This window comes from Veillonella rogosae JCM 15642, assembly GCF_002959775.1.
Classification (GTDB): domain Bacteria; phylum Bacillota; class Negativicutes; order Veillonellales; family Veillonellaceae; genus Veillonella; species Veillonella rogosae.
This window is the reverse complement of sequence record NZ_PPCX01000005.1, coordinates 28,018-45,824: the sequence shown is the minus strand read 5'-3', so window position 1 is coordinate 45,824 and position 17,807 is coordinate 28,018. Positions and strand designations below refer to the sequence as shown.

At 40.5% G+C, this 17,807-nt stretch carries 20 protein-coding genes and 1 rRNA gene; all 21 read right to left on the bottom strand.

Translation table 11 applies throughout. From position 1 onward, the window contains the following. A 16S ribosomal RNA gene (locus tag VRHSUH09_RS02970) occupies positions 1-476 on the bottom strand; the annotation flags it as partial. A gap of 582 nt (positions 477-1,058) precedes the next feature. After that, the gene (gene secF / locus VRHSUH09_RS02965) at positions 1,059-1,955 is read right to left on the bottom strand and encodes a protein translocase subunit SecF (RefSeq protein WP_105081331.1); all 897 of its coding nucleotides are present in this window, start codon (positions 1,953-1,955) and stop codon (positions 1,059-1,061) included. Beyond that, positions 1,952-3,226, bottom strand: coding sequence for a protein translocase subunit SecD (secD, locus tag VRHSUH09_RS02960; RefSeq protein WP_105081330.1), 1,275 nt, complete (start codon positions 3,224-3,226; stop codon positions 1,952-1,954). Before secD ends, secF begins: the two co-directional genes overlap by 4 nt. A gap of 18 nt (positions 3,227-3,244) precedes the next feature. Next, positions 3,245-3,811: a 5-formyltetrahydrofolate cyclo-ligase gene (locus VRHSUH09_RS02955; RefSeq protein WP_105081329.1), complete on the bottom strand. Its 567-nt coding sequence runs from the start codon at positions 3,809-3,811 to the stop codon at positions 3,245-3,247. Continuing rightward, positions 3,811-4,101, bottom strand: a complete 291-nt coding sequence (gene yajC / locus VRHSUH09_RS02950; protein ID WP_005387358.1) for a preprotein translocase subunit YajC — start codon at positions 4,099-4,101, stop codon at positions 3,811-3,813. The genes VRHSUH09_RS02955 and yajC overlap by 1 nt, the downstream gene beginning before the upstream one ends. 77 nt (positions 4,102-4,178) lie before the next feature. Continuing rightward, positions 4,179-5,294: a tRNA guanosine(34) transglycosylase Tgt gene (gene tgt, locus VRHSUH09_RS02945; RefSeq protein WP_105081328.1), complete on the bottom strand. Its 1,116-nt coding sequence runs from the start codon at positions 5,292-5,294 to the stop codon at positions 4,179-4,181. An 8-nt stretch (positions 5,295-5,302) separates the two neighbouring features. Further along, entirely contained in the window at positions 5,303-6,328 is a 1,026-nt protein-coding gene (gene queA, locus VRHSUH09_RS02940; protein ID WP_054748472.1) for a tRNA preQ1(34) S-adenosylmethionine ribosyltransferase-isomerase QueA, read from the bottom strand. 11 nt (positions 6,329-6,339) lie between these two features. Beyond that, entirely contained in the window at positions 6,340-8,058 is a 1,719-nt protein-coding gene (locus VRHSUH09_RS10595; RefSeq protein ID WP_105081327.1) for a SpoIID/LytB domain-containing protein, read from the bottom strand. Between the two features lie 2 nt (positions 8,059-8,060). Further along, positions 8,061-9,065 carry a Holliday junction branch migration DNA helicase RuvB gene (ruvB, locus tag VRHSUH09_RS02930; RefSeq protein ID WP_105081326.1) on the bottom strand — a complete coding sequence of 335 codons (1,005 nt, stop codon included), beginning with the start codon at positions 9,063-9,065 and terminating at the stop codon, positions 8,061-8,063. A gap of 2 nt (positions 9,066-9,067) precedes the next feature. After that, on the bottom strand, positions 9,068-9,676 hold the full coding sequence (gene ruvA, locus VRHSUH09_RS02925) for a Holliday junction branch migration protein RuvA (protein WP_105081325.1): 609 nt from the start codon (positions 9,674-9,676) through the stop codon (positions 9,068-9,070). After that, the gene (ruvC, locus tag VRHSUH09_RS02920; RefSeq protein ID WP_054748471.1) at positions 9,676-10,170 is read right to left on the bottom strand and encodes a crossover junction endodeoxyribonuclease RuvC; all 495 of its coding nucleotides are present in this window, start codon (positions 10,168-10,170) and stop codon (positions 9,676-9,678) included. Before ruvC ends, ruvA begins: the two co-directional genes overlap by 1 nt. A 208-nt stretch (positions 10,171-10,378) precedes the next feature. Then, entirely contained in the window at positions 10,379-11,113 is a 735-nt protein-coding gene (locus VRHSUH09_RS02915) for a YebC/PmpR family DNA-binding transcriptional regulator (RefSeq protein WP_054748469.1), read from the bottom strand. Positions 11,114-11,123: 10 nt separating this feature from the next. Then, on the bottom strand, positions 11,124-11,696 hold the full coding sequence (locus VRHSUH09_RS02910) for an RNA methyltransferase (protein WP_054748467.1): 573 nt from the start codon (positions 11,694-11,696) through the stop codon (positions 11,124-11,126). Between the two features lie 112 nt (positions 11,697-11,808). Then, positions 11,809-13,095, bottom strand: a complete 1,287-nt coding sequence (locus VRHSUH09_RS02905) for a glutathionylspermidine synthase family protein (RefSeq protein WP_105081332.1) — start codon at positions 13,093-13,095, stop codon at positions 11,809-11,811. A 14-nt stretch (positions 13,096-13,109) separates the two neighbouring features. Further along, positions 13,110-13,670 carry a hypothetical protein gene (locus tag VRHSUH09_RS02900; RefSeq protein WP_009352621.1) on the bottom strand — a complete coding sequence of 187 codons (561 nt, stop codon included), beginning with the start codon at positions 13,668-13,670 and terminating at the stop codon, positions 13,110-13,112. An 11-nt stretch (positions 13,671-13,681) separates the two neighbouring features. Continuing rightward, positions 13,682-14,113 carry a DUF350 domain-containing protein gene (locus VRHSUH09_RS02895; protein WP_054748465.1) on the bottom strand — a complete coding sequence of 144 codons (432 nt, stop codon included), beginning with the start codon at positions 14,111-14,113 and terminating at the stop codon, positions 13,682-13,684. Positions 14,114-14,149: 36 nt separating this feature from the next. Next, complete coding sequence (locus tag VRHSUH09_RS02890) at positions 14,150-15,217, bottom strand: hypothetical protein (protein ID WP_105081324.1); 1,068 nt, start codon at positions 15,215-15,217, stop codon at positions 14,150-14,152. Between the two features lie 76 nt (positions 15,218-15,293). Further along, a complete protein-coding gene (locus VRHSUH09_RS02885; protein ID WP_105081323.1) occupies positions 15,294-15,947 on the bottom strand; it encodes an NAD(P)H-binding protein in 654 nt (217 codons plus the stop codon). After that, positions 15,944-16,774 (bottom strand): tRNA (guanosine(37)-N1)-methyltransferase TrmD, encoded by an 831-nt coding sequence (gene trmD, locus VRHSUH09_RS02880; RefSeq protein ID WP_105081322.1) that lies wholly within the window; start codon positions 16,772-16,774, stop codon positions 15,944-15,946. The genes VRHSUH09_RS02885 and trmD overlap by 4 nt, the downstream gene beginning before the upstream one ends. Before the next feature lie 120 nt (positions 16,775-16,894). Beyond that, complete coding sequence (rimM, locus tag VRHSUH09_RS02875; protein WP_005387340.1) at positions 16,895-17,392, bottom strand: ribosome maturation factor RimM; 498 nt, start codon at positions 17,390-17,392, stop codon at positions 16,895-16,897. Then, on the bottom strand, positions 17,392-17,799 hold the full coding sequence (locus VRHSUH09_RS02870) for a YlqD family protein (protein WP_005387339.1): 408 nt from the start codon (positions 17,797-17,799) through the stop codon (positions 17,392-17,394). Before VRHSUH09_RS02870 ends, rimM begins: the two co-directional genes overlap by 1 nt. Positions 17,800-17,807: the final 8 nt, after the last annotated feature.

Here is a 17,807-nt window from a genome sequence, read left to right as displayed (position 1 = left end):
GACCTTTCGTCCCGATTAACAGAGCTTTACAACCCGAAGGCCGTCATCACTCACGCGGCGTTGCTCCGTCAGACTTTCGTCCATTGCGGAAGATTCCCCACTGCTGCCTCCCGTAGGAGTCTGGGCCGTGTCTCAGTCCCAATGTGGCCGTTCATCCTCTCAGACCGGCTACTGATCATTGCCTTGGTGGGCCGTTACCCCTCCAACTAGCTAATCAGACGCAATCCCCTCCTTCAGTGATAGCTTATAAATAGAGGCCACCTTTCATCCATCCTCGATGCCGAGGTTGGATCGTATGCGGTATTAGCAGTCGTTTCCAACTGTTGTCCCCCTCTGAAGGGCAGGTTGATTACGCGTTACTCACCCGTTCGCCACTAAGATTGATAGAAGCAAGCTTCCATCGCTCTTCGTTCGACTTGCATGTGTTAAGCACGCCGCCAGCGTTCGTCCTGAGCCAGGATCAAACTCTCCAAGATATCTTGAAGCTATTTGAATAGCTCATTTGTTTTTGTTGTCGTTACATTTAAGTAACTTTGAATTATGGTTGGTTTTGACTTTGTCAAAACCCGCACTCTGGCATATGTTCAATCGTATTGATTGATTACCTATCATTGTTCAGTTTTCAAAGATCTGTACCAGTTTCCACTATCTTCTTACGAAGTGTTTCATCAACTGGCGACTTGATTATTATATCAAATTCAGCTCATTACGTCAAGCACTTTTTAAAACTTTTTTCAGAAGTTTTTTTTGCTCATCGTTTGTGCTGTGTCCTAACGACTTGTATAAGTATAGCACAAATAAAATAATCGTCAATATATAAAAACCTTGTTTTTACAATTTCATTTTAAATTCACCACACCTCATCATAAGCACGCCTTAATTCCTTATTAATTCAGGTTTTAAATTGTATAACATCTTTTTTCAATTACTTTAGTTCATTTTATTTTTAACTAACTTTCACTAATTACTACTAAAACTAAATAAAAAGAACCTCTCTAAACTGTATGCTAGAGAGGTTCAATACTTTCACCACTATTATAGTAAAAGCAGTTCATATATTATTGTTGATTACGTACGTCGTTTTTGTTACGGCTCTTCCAGATAGCCCATAAGGATGTCGCTACGCAGATAGAGGAGTACGCACCACTAGCAAAGCCGATGATCATACAAAGCGCAAAGTTCTTCGTTGTATCCCCACCAAATACATAAAGAGATACACAGGCGAACATAACAGTTGCCAATGTATAGAAACTACGATGAATACTTTGTGTAACAGAGGCGTTTGCAAGGTCTGCAAATGTATCAGAACGTTTATGCGTATGTGTATTTTCACGAACGCGGTCAAAGATAACTACAGACTCATTCATGGAATAACCTACAACTGTAAGTACAGCTGCCAAGAAGGATGCATCAATTTCCAATTGGAAATAAGAGAATACACCAAGTACCATAATCAAGTCATGGAAAATCGCAATCAACGCAGAGATAGCTACTTTATATTCAAATCGATAAGAAATATAAATCGCTAACGCCAAGAATGCAATGAGAAGGTTGGTTAACGCATGTTCTGTTACTTCAGAACCGATAACAGCACCTACTGTTTCAATACGCTTAACAGTATTTTGACCAATATTTTTAGTCAAAGACTCAACAACGGCAGCGCTTTCACTAGATTCAAGGTTACGAGTACGGATCATTACATCCTTACCAGATGTATCGCCTGTAGTATCACCAGAAAGTTGAATTTGTGCGTTTTCAAGATTGTATTCTTTCAAAACATCACGAACTTGGCTAACCTCTACAGGTTGTTCAAATACTACTTCAACAATCGTACCACCTGTGTAGTCGATACCAAAGTTAAAGCCTTTCATGAATATCGATATTAAGCTAATGATTACAAGGATGGAGGATATAGCAAACCACCAACGATGATGTTTAACTACGTTTAATGTCATTTGCGTTTACCTCCTTTCAATACTTTTGGTGCAAATTCGTCAGCACTTGTGCTTGGAGAAATATTCGCACCAAACCAGAATGGATGGTTTGTAAAATTACATTCAATTAACATGCGTAATAAGAAACGGCTTACGATAATTGCTGTAAACATACTTACTACTACGCCCACACCTAAGCTGATAGCAAAGCCTTTTACAGGGCCAGAACCTAAAATAGTTAAGATACCAGCTGTGATGATAACAGATACGTTCGCATCTGTAATAGTTGCCAACGCACGGCTGAAACCAGCCTCCATAGATACACGCATAGATTTACCAGAGAAGACCTCTTCTTTGAAACGTTCAAAGATAAGGATGTTCGCATCTACCGCCACACCCATGGACAAGATAATACCTGCGATACCAGGTAATGTCATCGTAGCAGTAAAACCTTTACCTAATACTAGGAGTAAAAGCATTACATATACAAGCAATGCAATATTAGCTACGATACCGGATAGGCGATATAAAATAACCAAGAAAATCATGATCATCGCAATACCCGCGCTGAAAGCTACTATGGATTTGTCTTTGGAGTCTTGCCCCAGAGAAGGACCTACTGTACGCACCTCTAATACATTAATTTTAACAGGCAATGCACCGGAACGTAATAAGATAGCTAAATCTTTAGCTTCTTCTAAGCTTTGGCTACCAGAGATAGTTGCTCTACCACCTGTAATCGCTTGTTGTACTACAGGATTAGTCAATTCTTGACCGTCTAATGTAATCGCAATGCGACGGCCGATATTTTTAGAAGTCAAGTCAGCAAACTTTTTAGCCCCTTCATCACTTAACTCAATGGCAACAAGTGGTTGTTTGTTTTGACCTAATTCTTCTTTCGCATCTTTTAAATCATCACCAGTCATAACAGTTTGGCCTTGGTCATTTTTAAATTCCAACACCGCTGTTTTACCGATACGTTTAATCGCTTCGTCAGGATCTTTTACGCCTGGCAATTCGATGATAATACGACGAGCACCTTCACGTTGTACTAATGGTTCAGATAAACCCATTTCATTAATACGACGCTCTAAGATTTGCTTCGCCCGTTCAACTGCATCATTGTCAGCTTTACCAGTTGCAGAATCTTCTGCTTCCAATACGATATGCGTACCACCTTGCAAATCAAGGCCTTGTTTCAAAGAACCCGCTAAAGGTTCAATACAATACGCAAAAGTACCAATGATGACAGCAACGACTACTAAAAACTTGATAATAGCTTTACCGTTCAAAATAGTTGCTCCCTTCTACTATACACAATGTATAACGCCCTGCTCTGTCACAATTTTGCTCATCCGTTGGTCCAATGCATCCATAGGAATTGGTGTATCCCACAATTGTACTGACCAACATATGCCCATAAATGTACTTGGTGAAAGTTCCTTGAGAAATCGATCATAATACCCATTCCCCATCCCCATGCGACCACCTTGACGGTCAAAGCCAGCACCAGGCACTAAAATCAAATCCAAGTCATGTGGATTAATAACCTCGTATGGCTCAGAGGGAATGCGTATATTTAACACACCCCGAGTGATAGATTCTAGAGACTTGAGACGAACTGCAATCATTGTCGTCTTATCTGTACAAACTGGAACATATACGGATTTACCATGTTCTAAAGCATGACGAATCACATCGTCTAAATTGGCCTCCTTGGGCATCGCCAAATAGGCCATAATGCTATTGGCTGATTTATATTCAGGAGTATTGACGATTTGCTCCGTCAACATTAATGTCCATGTATTACAATCAGCAACGGATAAAGCAGCGCGCTGGGACTTGCACGCCCGGCGCACTGCTTCCTTTGTATTCATTATTTTTCTTCCTTGTTTTTCTTGGAAAGTACGTTAGCAATTGCAGAACGCGCAAATGTTAACTCCACTTTTTCAGATACTTGAACTTTTACTTTTTCATCATCAAGTTCTACGATCTCGCCATAAATACCGCCAATAGTAACGATTTTTTGGCCTTTTTTCAAGCTGCCTAACAAATTAGCACGTTCTTTTTGTTGTTTCTTTTGTGGACGCCACAACAAGAAGTAAAAAATTACTACCATTAACAAAATAGGCCAGCTAGTTTGCAACACTTGTAAAATATCTTCCATTTTATCCTCCTAGTTTAATAAATATGTATTTCTTTTCTAGTATAGCCACCTAATATAGATTTGACTAGACTTAATTACTATTTTTTAAAGCTATCCCAAAACTGCATTCTAAATTGCGGGAATCGGTCTTCCAAAATAGCTTGTCGCATTTGACGCATAAACTCAAGCAAGAAGTAGAGATTATGGTATGTTACGAGACGCAATGCCAAAATTTCTTCCGCCTTATACAAATGACGAATATAAGCGCGGGAATAATTTTTACATGTATAGCACTGACATCCTTCTTCTAAAGGACCCCAATCATGAGCAAACTGCGCATTTCGAATATTAAGGCGCCCCTTCCAAGTCATGGCCATACCATTTCGAGCAACCCGTGTTGGATATACGCAGTCAAACATATCAATACCACGTGCCACGCCTTCAACAAGACAATCCGCTGTACCAACGCCCATCAAGTAACGAGCCTTGTTAGTTGGCAACAATGGTGTAGTATATTCCAAAATCTCGTTCATTAAATCATGAGGTTCCCCAACGGATAAGCCGCCGATACTGTAACCTTCAAAGTCCATAGCTACAAGTTCTTCCGCACTTTGTTTGCGCAAGTCTTTGTACATGCCACCTTGAACAATGCCAAACATACCTTGACGGTCATGAGCTTTACGAGCCTCTTGGCAACGATGAGCCCAGCGGGTCGTACGAGCTGTAGAGCGCTTCGCATAATCGTGATCTGCAGGATATGGAATACATTCATCAAAGGCCATCGCAATATCAGAACCTAATTGTTCTTGTACCTTTGTAGCCACCTCTGGAGATAGAAACTGTTTAGAACCATCAATATGAGATCTAAAAGTTACCCCATCCTCAGTGATTTTACGCATATCACCTAAACTGAAAACTTGGAATCCACCGCTATCAGTCAATATGGCTTGATCCCAGTTCATAAATTTATGTAAGCCACCAGCTTCTTCTACTAATTCAGGACCAGGACGAAGGAATAAATGGTATGTATTACTCAAAATAACTTGAGACCCCATCGCCTTTAATTCCTCTGGCGTCATAGTTTTAACTGTAGCTTGTGTACCTACAGGCATAAACATAGGTGTTTGGAAGGTGCCATGTGGCGTATGCAGTAAACCTGCCCGTGCCCCCGTATGAGGACATGTTTTTTGTAATTCATAAGTAATACTCGCCATGGTCCCTCCTAACGAATAAACATGGCATCGCCAAAGCTAAAGAAGCGATACCTCTCTTTTACAGCCTCTTCATAGGCCGCTAAACAATGTTCTCGACCAGCCAATGCGCTAATTAACATTAATAATGTAGATTGAGGCAAGTGGAAATTCGTTACCAATGCATCAATCATTTTAAATTTGTAGCCAGGATAGATAAATATTTGTGTGGTCCCGCTAATCCCTTGCAGTATCCCTTCATCATTAGTAGCAGATTCAAGAGTACGTACCGATGTAGTCCCCACTGCAATAATGCGAGAGCCTTTTTGTTTAGCTGCATTAATACGGTCTGCTGTATCTTGTGACACTACGAAGAACTCACTATGCATTTCATGATCCTCAATAGTCTCTGCCGATACAGGCCTAAAGGTACCTAATCCAACGTGCAAGGTTACAAACTCAAGCTCTACGCCTTTAGCTTTTATTTTTTCTAAAAGCTCTGGTGTAAAGTGTAGACCTGCAGTTGGCGCCGCAGCAGAACCTTTCTCCTTAGCATATACCGTTTGATAACGATCTTTATCTTCTAACTTTTCATGAATATATGGAGGTAATGGCATTTCACCAATTTCTTGTATCACATCATCAAATACACCATTGCAAGTGAACTCAATGATACGGCCTCCAAATTCAGTCTTATCTATTACAGTCCCACTTAAGCGGTCGTCAAACTCTATGACTTGACCAACAGGACATTTTTTACCAGGTTTAACAAGGCATTCCCAGCGGTTTTCACCACACGGTGTTAGGAGTAATACCTCAACCTTGCCACCAGAGCCTTGACGATGGCCATATAATCTCGCAGGGATAACCTTCGTATTATTAAATACGAGTACATCGCCTTCGTAGAGTTCTTCTAGCAAATCGTAAAAATGCTCTTTATGAACAACTTCACCCGTTACCTTGTCCAAAGTTAAGAGTCGCGCTGTATCACGAGGCTCTACAGGGTGCTGAGCAATCAGTTCCTCTGGCAATTCATAATCAAAATCTGTAACTTTCATCGCAATCCTTATTAGTACATTTTCTTCAATGTAATGCCACTATAGTAGTGACGCAAAATAGTTTGGTAATAATTAGCATCCCCTGGAGTAGCGCGCTTAGCCATTTCCGCAGCGCCCCATTGAGACATACCTAGACCATGTCCCCAACCGTGGCCTTTAATATAGACAGTATCATTATTGCCCGTAAAGTTATGATATGCCTTACCCGTGCCTGTAGCAGGGTTGTGATTTACATAGAAATCAAATAGTGTAGATTTTAAACCTAAAATACTACGCAAAGAATCGCCATCTACTGTCGTCTTTCCAGAGGTGCCTATGAAAGTAGCACTCTTAATACGTCCAGACACGCCTCTGTCAGATGTTTGTTGACCAGGCTTGCCAAGAGGAGTCAATTGGATACTCTTCAATTTGCCGACACCTTTACTTGCAGCATTGAGCTTACTTTCAAGAGCTTGACGAGATGTAGTAACGGTCCAGTTTGATGTAGATGTGCCAGCACTATAGTCTTTTACACCTTTTAAATATGGAATGTCATTCCCCCAAACATTGACGCTATCCTCTGTATAACCGCCACCATCGGAGTGGAATAAAGCATTGATAGGACGTTGGTTATACAGCATAACTACGCCTTTAGTTTTATTTACTGCATTTGTTGTCGCTTGGTACTCGCCACTCACACCACTATATACTTGGTGATCCGTGGAATTACTCACATCATACAATTTGCCTTTATTTTGTTCCATCGTATGAAGAGCATAGGTACGAGCTGCTACAGCTTGAGCCTCTAAAGCAGCTGCTGGCCAGGATGGTACTACCTCTTGTGGCACAACCCCATAGAGATAATCCTCAAGAGGAACAGAGTTAATCACCATCATTGTACCGTTATTAGCACGTAATGTAAGTCCACCGCGGTACCCTTTGCCTTCAAACAAGAATGGTGCATCACTATTAGTAGGTTTCAATGTAACTACTGTATCAATAGCCTTGCCATTGACAGCGATCTTACCACCTCGAACACCAATTGACGTACCACGATTCGCACTTATCGTACTAACTTGACCATTATTACTATTTAACACAACCATATTGGCAGTAGATGTCACCTTAGCATCGGTACTACGGCTTCCTAATAGAACACGTACATTTGGTACATGCTCTATGCGCTCCGTAGCAGGTGTCATCACAGAACCCACTTTATTACGAGTAATCACAGCTGTATTAGCTTTAATACTATCCGCTTCCGTTGTTTTGACTACCTTAGGAGTAGTTTGTTTTGAAGCAGCTGGCTTTTGAGCTATTGGTTTAGCGCCCGTAGCTACAGGTTTAGCAACTGGCTTCGGAGCAGTACCTGCAGGTTTTGCAACTGCTGTTGATTTAGCAGTGCTAACTGTTTTAACAGTCGTTGCTGGCTTTGCTGCAGTACTAGGCTTTGCCGCATTCACCGGCTTAGCACTAGGTTTTGCTACAGTAGGTGTAGCAGTAGACTTAGAAGTCGTTTTCGCTACAGGCTTTGCAACGGGTTTCGTTACAAGAGGACGAAAACTAGATTTCTTCGTCGTATTTACTTTCGATACATTTGTACTAGATACTGTTGATTTTGGTGTAGGCTTTTTCGCGACTACTACATTTTTATTCTGCAATGTAGCCCCCTGTGCTACAGAAGCACCACCAATATTTACACCTAAAAACAACGTTGCCATTATCATCAATTGTAATCGTTTCGTTTTCATTGTCATTTCCCTGTCTGTGAAATACCTAAATGCTCATAGGCAAGTTTAGTAGCTACCCTCCCACGTGGTGTGCGTCCTAAAAATCCTAATTGCATCAAATATGGTTCATACACATCTTCGATGGTATCTCTCTCTTCGCTGATAGCCGCCGCAATAGTATCAATACCTACTGGACCACCATCATAGTTTCCAATAATACACTCCAACACACGTCGATCGATTCGATCAAGTCCTTCTTTGTCTATGTATAAACGTTGTAACGCTTCATCTGCAATTTCCTGAGTGATAACCCCATCACCAATAACTTGTGCAAAATCACGTACCCGCTTAAGTAGACGATTTGCGATACGCGGTGTTCCCCTTGAACGACGCGCTATTTCGCTAGCCCCAGTTGGCTCAATCCCAATATTGAGTATTTCTGCGGCCCGAGTCACAATAAACTCTAATTCCGGTTGTTTATAATATTCCAACCGATTAATAATACCAAAGCGGTCCCGCAACGGTGCCGCCAAGGCCCCGGCTCGTGTAGTGGCACCGACCAAAGTAAACTTTGGCAAGTCAATACGTACCGTTCGAGCACTTGGCCCCTTACCGATGATAATATCGATAGCATAGTCCTCCATAGCAGAGTACAATACTTCCTCTACACTACGAGACAAGCGATGAATTTCATCGATAAATAGTACATCGTGATCATCTAAATTCGTTAAAATAGCAGCCAAGTCACCAGACTTTTCAATGGCAGGACCGGAGGTTATGCGAAAGTTAACACCCAATTCGTTCGCAATTATACCTGCTAATGTAGTCTTACCAAGACCTGGTGGACCATAAAGCAAAACGTGATCCAATGCTTCACCACGTTGCTTAGCCGCCTGAATATACACATTTAGATTTCCTTTGGCTTCTTCTTGACCTACGTATTCATTAAAGAATTTAGGACGTAGACTATATTGCCATATATCTTCTTCGTGCTCGCCATTTCCGACAAGGCGTACTTCTTCGTTCATCCTTATCGTCCTTTCCCAAGCTCAATCAAGCTGACCTTAATCAACTCAGATACATCGCGTTTACCATCATCTAAAGACTCCACAATATCGGCCACATCGCGCTCGGAGTATCCTAATGATACAAGAGCTTCAATAGCCTCTCCTGTAGCTCCACTTGCAGTAACGCCAATTGGCTGAATCACCGCCGGTGACTCCGTAGAGATATGTGTCATTTTAGCTAACTTATCCTTTAATTCAAGAACAAGTCGTTCTGCAGACTTCTTACCAATGCCAGGCAATTTAGTTAATTGCTGAACTTGGCCATTGATTACTGCTAATTTGAAAGCCTCCGGTGTCATGCCAGACAAAATACCTAACCCCACCTTAGGCCCTATACCGGAAACAGAAATGAGTAGAATAAATAGCTCATATTCCTCTTCCGTCCAAAAGCCATAGAGTTGCATCGCATCTTCACGCACATTGAGATACGTGAATAACGTTGCCTCATGGCCTTCTATCAGTTGTTGACGCGTAGTGGTCGGCACATATACGCGATACCCTACGCCATGTACATCTACGTAGCAAGACTCTTTAAAGAGATGTGTTACGATGCCCCGTACATACCCTATCATTATACCAACCTCTTCAATCTATCGTTGTGAGAACTATGGGCCGTACAGATAGCGACAGCTAATGCATCTGCTGTATCATCGGGCTTAATTTTCTCACGAATCCCCAAAATATTCATCGTCATATAAATAACCTGATTCTTATCAGCCTTGCCGTAACCTGTGACAGCTTGCTTGATTTGCAGAGGCGTATATTCATAGATTGGAATCCGTTGTTGCTCGGCAGCCAATAAAATGACGCCTCGTGCTTGACCAACTTTAATAGCCGTCGTTACATTTCGGTTAAAAAATAATTCTTCTACACCGAACTTATCTGGCTTATATTCCTCTAGAATATCACTGAGGTCATTAAATAAAATTTCCAACCGCTGTGAATCAGTTAATTCCTTAGGAGTTGTAAAAGCCCCATAGGCTACTGGTGTTAGTTTACTGCCCTTCACGTCAATAATGCCATAACCGCATATCGCCGTGCCTGGGTCAATTCCTATAATTCGCACCCCAACCCCCTTAGTCTAAAAATGAGATAAGCTATCGCCTACCTCCATTACATAATCTATTTCATTATAGCACAATACCACATCGAAATTCATGAATTCCTGCATAAAATTTTATAAGAAGTCTATTAGTTTTATTAACTTTTACAAAAATTCTAACATCATCTAACAATAGGAAAGGAGCACCCCTCGTGTGGAGTGCTCCTTTTTATTATTCTTCGTCGTCTGGCAAGATACCATTGTGATATACGTTTTGTACATCATCAAGATCATCCAATACATCGAGCATTTTTTGCATTTTAACAGCATCATCACCTGATAACTCAATTGTAGTATCAGGGATCATTGTAATTTTTGCAACTACTGTTTCGATGCCCGCATCAGCAAGAGCTGCTTCTACCGCATCATAATCTTCTGGAGTTGTATAAATTTCAAATACATCATCTTCAGATTTAAGGTCTTCTGCACCAGCTTCAAGAGCTAACATAGTTACTTCATCTTCATCATGACCTTCTTTTTCGATAACGAATACGCCTTTGGATTTGAACATCCAACCTACGCAACCGCTTTCACCAAGATTACCACCTTGTTTAGAAAACGCATGACGTACATCTGCTGCCGCACGGTTACGATTATCCGTCATAACCTCAACAGTAACAGCAACACCTGCAGGACCATAACCTTCATATACGATTTCTTCGTATGCATTCATATCCGTAGCGCCGATACCTTTATCGATAGCACGTTGAATATTGTCCTTAGGAATATTGTTTTCACGAGCTTTTTGTAAAGCCAATTTTAAACGCATATTACCTGTTGGATCTGCACCACCCATACGCGCTGCAACGGTAATTTCACGACCGATTTTCGTAGCCATTTTAGCTTTTAACGCATCTGTTTTACCTTTTTTATGTTTAATATTTGCCCATTTAGAATGTCCTGACATAGACGCCTCCCTATTTATTCCACCATGCTTCGCCCCGCAATCGATCAAGGATAATCGATACAGCACTGCGCACAGATAAGTGATTGTATTCACCGTGACCATATATAGGTTCTAAAATATAGTCAAAGCTTTCCATCGTTTCCTTTGTCATACCATAACCGGTACCAAATAATACTAACACAGGGCGCGTCTCATTTTCAAGATGTTCACGCATCCGTGCATAGGAAATTGTATTATCATAAGTTCTAGCATCGGTAGTTGCTACGATAGGTTTTGTCCCTTCCAGTTCCTCGATAGTACGCACCGCAACAGCGATAGAATTAACGAGTTCAACGCCTGTGAAAGCATCTTTTCTGTCCGGATTATAGGTACTACCAAAGCCTGACTTCCAATGCTCCATAATAGTAGCTGCTAATTCTCGTTGAGCCGGTATATTATGAATCACAAAATATTTAGATACATCATAGGTGATAGATGCGCGTGCAATGTCGTGAATATCATAATTGGTAATGGCCGTCGTAATGACCTCTTTATGCTTGTTCATAATAGGATAATGAACAAGTCCAATATATAAGTTAGCCAATGCCTTATATCTCCTATAACCTAACAACAAAGATAAACAAAAGTAATACTAGCCTTAGAACTTGATGTTCCTCACCCTATAATTTATGTACATTAATTAACCTACATAGTTTTTAATCAATAACCAAAGGTAAAAAATAGGCTTCTGTACCAGCAATTTCTTCAGGAGAGAAACGAGCTCCTACAGCAGAGGCTTGGTCTCCAAGCATAAAACAAGACAGCGTCAAACACCCTTCTTTTGTACCACTATCTACGGTGTGAATAAAACGTCTTTGCTTAATAAAATCTTGGTACATAACCTTCTTACTGTCACGACAAATAATGTCATCATAATTATCTACAAACTTTTCCATAAAGACCTTTGCTTGATCCCCATGTTTTTCTACGACTTGTATATTGCGTCCCTCACGACCCCAGATTTCCTTTTGAATATAAAGACCCTCATCGAGGTTAGGAAAATCACTTTCAAAATAGGACGGAGTCAAATAACGTTCAATAATATCTCGCTCAGGACCTGTAAAAAATTGATCTGTTAAGTATAAGGCATACACCAAGGACATAAATGACTTATTTTGCAAAATAATCGCTTCTGGAGGATTAAATAAATTAAATCGTCCCTCATTATATAAATCTAAGAACATTTCACCTAATGGTTCTCCCGTTGCCGTCGTCTCATCGATTAACAATTCCATGGGATGCAAACGATACAGGTTTGATGCATGACTGCCATCAGGAAGTAAAACCCCTTCATCATCAATGACCATGTCATAAAATGATAAGAATCGTACATCCGCTTCAGGACATGCGGATTTCATCGTATTCATTAAAAACTTAGTAGTTCCTAAATCTTCTAAATAATCATGAAAGCAAGCGAACACAAATGGATTAGGTCCACCACTATTTGCCGTATTATATTTACTATTTTCCTGAGAAGTCCGTTCATAAACACGTTTCAAAAAACGTTCTAGCTCATCCCTAGCCCCTACATTTGGATGCTCTTTATCAAAATAACGGGCCCCTACCTCATTAGCATAATAACTTTCAATCAAAAAACAGGGGGTATCCGCATTAATTTCCACCATGCGCAATCGCCCCTGTGTATCGAGAACAAAATCAAAGCGAGACAGCCACGTAGGTAGGCCTAATGGATTCCCTCGGTGAAGATAAGGAATCAGATTTTCCGGCATATCCATATTGAGGGCGAACTCATCAGGTGCCTGCTGAAAGACTTTAGTAGCCTTATAAAATATTTGGAATAACATACGAGATGCATGTCGTATTTCATCGTAAAACTCAGCTGGAAAAGATTGTACTGAAAGCGTTGGATACCGATCGTCATATCCTTCATAATCCACAAAAGGCAGTATGTCCGTATCTAACTCATCAATATAGGATTGCATAGTACCGCCTCCCATCACGAGCCACCAGAGCGTGAACCAGCACTACCAAAGCCTGACTTTTGACCTATAGAAGAGGCCTTTTGACTTCTTCGCTTCTCATAGTCTTGATAAGTACGTCGCCCCAAAGAAGTACGCACATTTGAACCTGTTGCAGTATATACATAAGGTTCCTCATACGGTTTTAATGGAGCCGCCACGCGATATGTCATAGTTCGTCCATCCATACGAGCTGTAGGTGGATTAAATCCATGGAAAATATAGTAGCCTGCTGCAATACTTGGCAAAAGACTGGCTAAACCAGCATCCCACACTAAACTGCCATCCTTTTCTCGGTGAAAGGTAACGGATCGGTCATCATCAAACAAAGCTGTTTCTTTACCATCGCCATGATTTAATAAAGAGTAGCGATTTCCTTGATTATCCTTTAATCGAACTTCCCCATCATTTGCTTCCGGATAGATTTTATCACATACGGCATAAGCGATGTCATTCCAGTATGAAGACACACCAACGATGCCTGCCACAGCGGCAAAGGCACTCGTTATGTATATAGTTTTCTTACTTGGCTTATACATAGGACACTCCCTTAGTGCACAGCACCACTAACAACGAGAGCAAGACCTACAAAGATACCAAATACGAGAATACCAGCAGCTGTATTACCACGCATAATCTCTTCAGATAAATTATATTTACGATGCCATAAATTAATAAACATATAGCCTGTTACAAACAATACAATCCCTAAAATAGCATATATGATACTTGCTACTACACCGTGCAATAAAGAAGTATCTGCTGTAGTAACTACAGGAGACATGATAACAGCACGCAATATTTCACCAATACCGATAAAGGAACCTGCGGATAGCCAGGCTACAGCACAGTTACCACGTTTGATTTCTTCACTAAATTTACCAGGTACAAAAAAATCAATAACCGTATTGGCAGTTAACATTAAGAAAATCCCAAAACAAGCATAAAAAATCGTCAATAATACATCAGGAATAAAAATCATGATAAACCTCCTAATATTGTCCCTTTATATTCATAGTCAACGGTTAAACATATAAGCCTTATCGGCTTCATTAAGATTGTGTATATTAAGGAATTTCTCGCGCCCACTACTATCCCGTTGGCGAACCATATAGGCATAGGAATCAAGCACATGTGTCTTGCGTATTGTACTATTAATGAGCTCCTGTTCTTCTGGTGTCAACTTTCCTGGTTCACACACCTTAACGCGGGTTTGCCCATCTACGTTAGTGATAATATAGGCAGACTTAGCATCATAAAATACAATAACTTCATGACCTTCTGCTAAGCTCTCACCTTCATTTTTAATATCCCCATTTAAAGAATCTATTAATTCTAATGCTGTACTAACAGGATCTAAACTAGAAGTATATTCATTATCCGAATCCGTCTTAGTATAATAGACGGATGTATCATGCATATGCTCCTTTGCAGTATAAGGGAAGCCAAAGGTACCACGTATACCATGCCAAGTTAGGTCAGAATCCCAACTAACAAGGCACATCAAAAATAATGCGCCGCAGCCAATGGCCATGGCAAATCCTTCGAGTCGTTCTTTCAAACGTTGATTACGTTTCTTTTTACGAACAGCGTTAGCTGCCGCATCATTACAGAGTTTAATATTCACCAACTGTACGCGAGAGCCTTCGGCAAACATTTTTTCCCCTTTGAACCAATTTTCTTCAAAGAATACGCTAGCGCCGCCTTCACAGGGCAATTGATATTCCTTATACCCAGCTCGATCACCTACGGACGCACCACTATCACCATCTACGGCTACAACCTTTTCCAAACCGATTTGATGTAATGTAAAGCCTTTCGGCGCACGCTTACGATAGGATGTTCTAGATACAGTACACCACTCATTATCATTGTACTCAATGGTAACCCATATTTTATCAGTTCCCTCAACAGCCTCTAGGCCATATTCATGCCAATAATCACCAGGAGACTTTTGCATAGATGGTTTAGCCTTATAGGCTTGTTCCTGATCAGCTTTTGGAATAATCTCATTATATTTAATTTTTTCAGTTATTATATAACGGCTGCCCTGAACCTCAAGGACATCGTAACAATTAAACTCCATAAACAACCTCGTTAGAGTAGCAATAACCTATTTACGCATCTAAACTACTCTCTCTCCTAAACGGGATTTAATGAAATTAAGCTTTAAAGTAGCCTACACGTTCATGAATCGTTTCATTTTCAATAATAGAAATACCATATTGTTGCCCCATAGTAGCTGATACAAGCACCTTAGCTACATCAGCAGTTTTTACAGGCTCTTGACTCATTAATACACGTGCTTTATTAATGACCCCCAATACAGCACAGCTAATACGCTCTACCAATTTAGGTTCTTCTCGAATCAAGGTAGCTGGACGAACAATAACAATCGCTTCAAATGGAAGTTCTAAGATGACCTCTTCCAATTGTCCTTTCATAGACATATAAAAGAATTTCGATTTTGGATTCGCCCCTAAAGAGGAGACTAATCCATATTTTTTTACTCCATTTTGAGCTGCAATGCGAGCCATTTCGTACTGGTAGGTATAATCGACTGTCCATTGTGCTTCTTTAGAACCTGCTTGTTTACGGTTTGTGCCCATAGCAGAGAATAAAATATCTCCTGTTACTAGGTGTGCCCATTCACGAGGTTCATCAAAATTAACGATATGAACGGTTACCTTTGGAGATGTATACGTAACTTGACGACGTACAAATACATGAATTTCTTGAATTTCATGATTGTCAATCAATGATTCTACAATATGGCGCCCTACTGCACCAGTAGAACCTAATACTAAAGCTTTCATACTTCACCTGTATCTCTTTCAGACTCTTCAGCAATAATCTCTTTTAACAGTTTAACTTCCTCTTTTGTTAATGGTCGTTCTAATAAATCGGGCCGCAACAATCGTGTCCGCTTTAAGGCTTCCTTTTTTCGCCACGTAGCAATATTTTTATGATGACCGCTACGTAGTACATCAGGAACAACCCATCCTCTGAATTCTGGAGGCTTTGTATATTGAGGACATTCTAATAAAGGCTCATAAAAGGAATCCTCTTGGGCCCCACTAGCTGCACCTAATACACCGGGAATCATACGAGCCACTGCATCAGCTACAACCATAGCTGGCAATTCTCCACCCGTTAATACATAGTCCCCAATTGAAATAGTTTCATCTACTAAATGTTCCTCTACGCGATAATCGACGCCTTCATAATGACCACAAATGAGCACCAATTGATCGTACGTCGCTAGTTCACGAGCCTTTTCTTGTGTAAAAGGTTGACCTGTAGGTCCCATGAAAATAACACGACGTCGTATACTTTCACTGGGATTACCAATGAGGCTCATTTCATCACACATCTCATCTATAGAATAGGCGCTATTAGTTTCGCTATCATATTGAGCAATAACAGATTCTACCGCTTCAAAGATGGGAGGTGCCATCATAAGCATCCCCGCACCACCACCATACGGCGTATCATCTACTTGACCATGTTTATTATGACTAAAGTCCCGAGGGTTAGTTACGCCCATAGATAAGCGTTCCGCTTCGATAGCCCGTTTTATGATGGAATGACTAAAAAAAGCATCAAAAAACTCAGGAAATAAAGATACGATATCGATACGCATAGACCGTCCTCTGTACTTATTAACTCACATAAACTCATTAGCATTATCTATATATAGCTATATTATATAACTTTTACCATAATATACCTATATGTAGATAAAATAAAACCGCCTAAAGGATTATATCCATTCAGGCGGATCTACGATCATCAATTTATTCTCCACATCGATGTCTTTAACGACCTCTTCAATGGCTGCAAATAATTGATCTGGTTCCCCATCTTTGGAAACCACATAGACATCATTAGCACCAGGTTGCAACACATCAGTAACCGTACCAAGCACGTTACCTTTAGTATCTTGAACCTCAAGACCGATGATATCAAAAATGTAGTAGCGACCTTCTGGCAATTCTACCAAATCTTCACGACGGACTTGAATTGCTTTCTTACTGAATAATTCAGCCGTGTTACGATCAGGAATTTCCTTAAAGGATGCTAGTACAAATTGCTTATGAAATCGTGCGGATGCAACGTGGTATTCTTTACCATCGATGTAACAGGCATCCATATGCATAAACCGTTCTGGAAAATCGGTTTGAGGCATAATACGAAGATCACCCCGCACGCCGTGCGGGGCGATGATAACACCTATTGTGATGAAATCGTTATGTTTCATTATTGACGAAACGCAACGATTTTACCGTCTTCTAATAGGATTTCAGCGCCCATCATGGCATCCAAATCATCCCCGATTTTAACGGTAACTGTTTGCTCTAAAGTACCTTGAGGAATTTCAGTTCCCAAAGCTAAACCTTGAGCGTCTTTCAATTTAGCTGTTACTTCTTCTTTGAAAGCCAAGCGTTTATTTTTTTCTTCGTCGATTTGTTGACGAATAGCAGTAAGACTTGTTGCATCAACTTTAGCTGCATCAGCCAAAATACGTTGGGCTTGGAACTCAATTGCTTCCAAATCTTTATTCACCATATCAAGACGAGTTTCAAGATCAGATACAATTTTCGCTTTCAAGTCTTCTGTTACTTTTGCTTTTACTGCTACAGGGACACGTAATGTCATTTCTTCCATTGGAATAC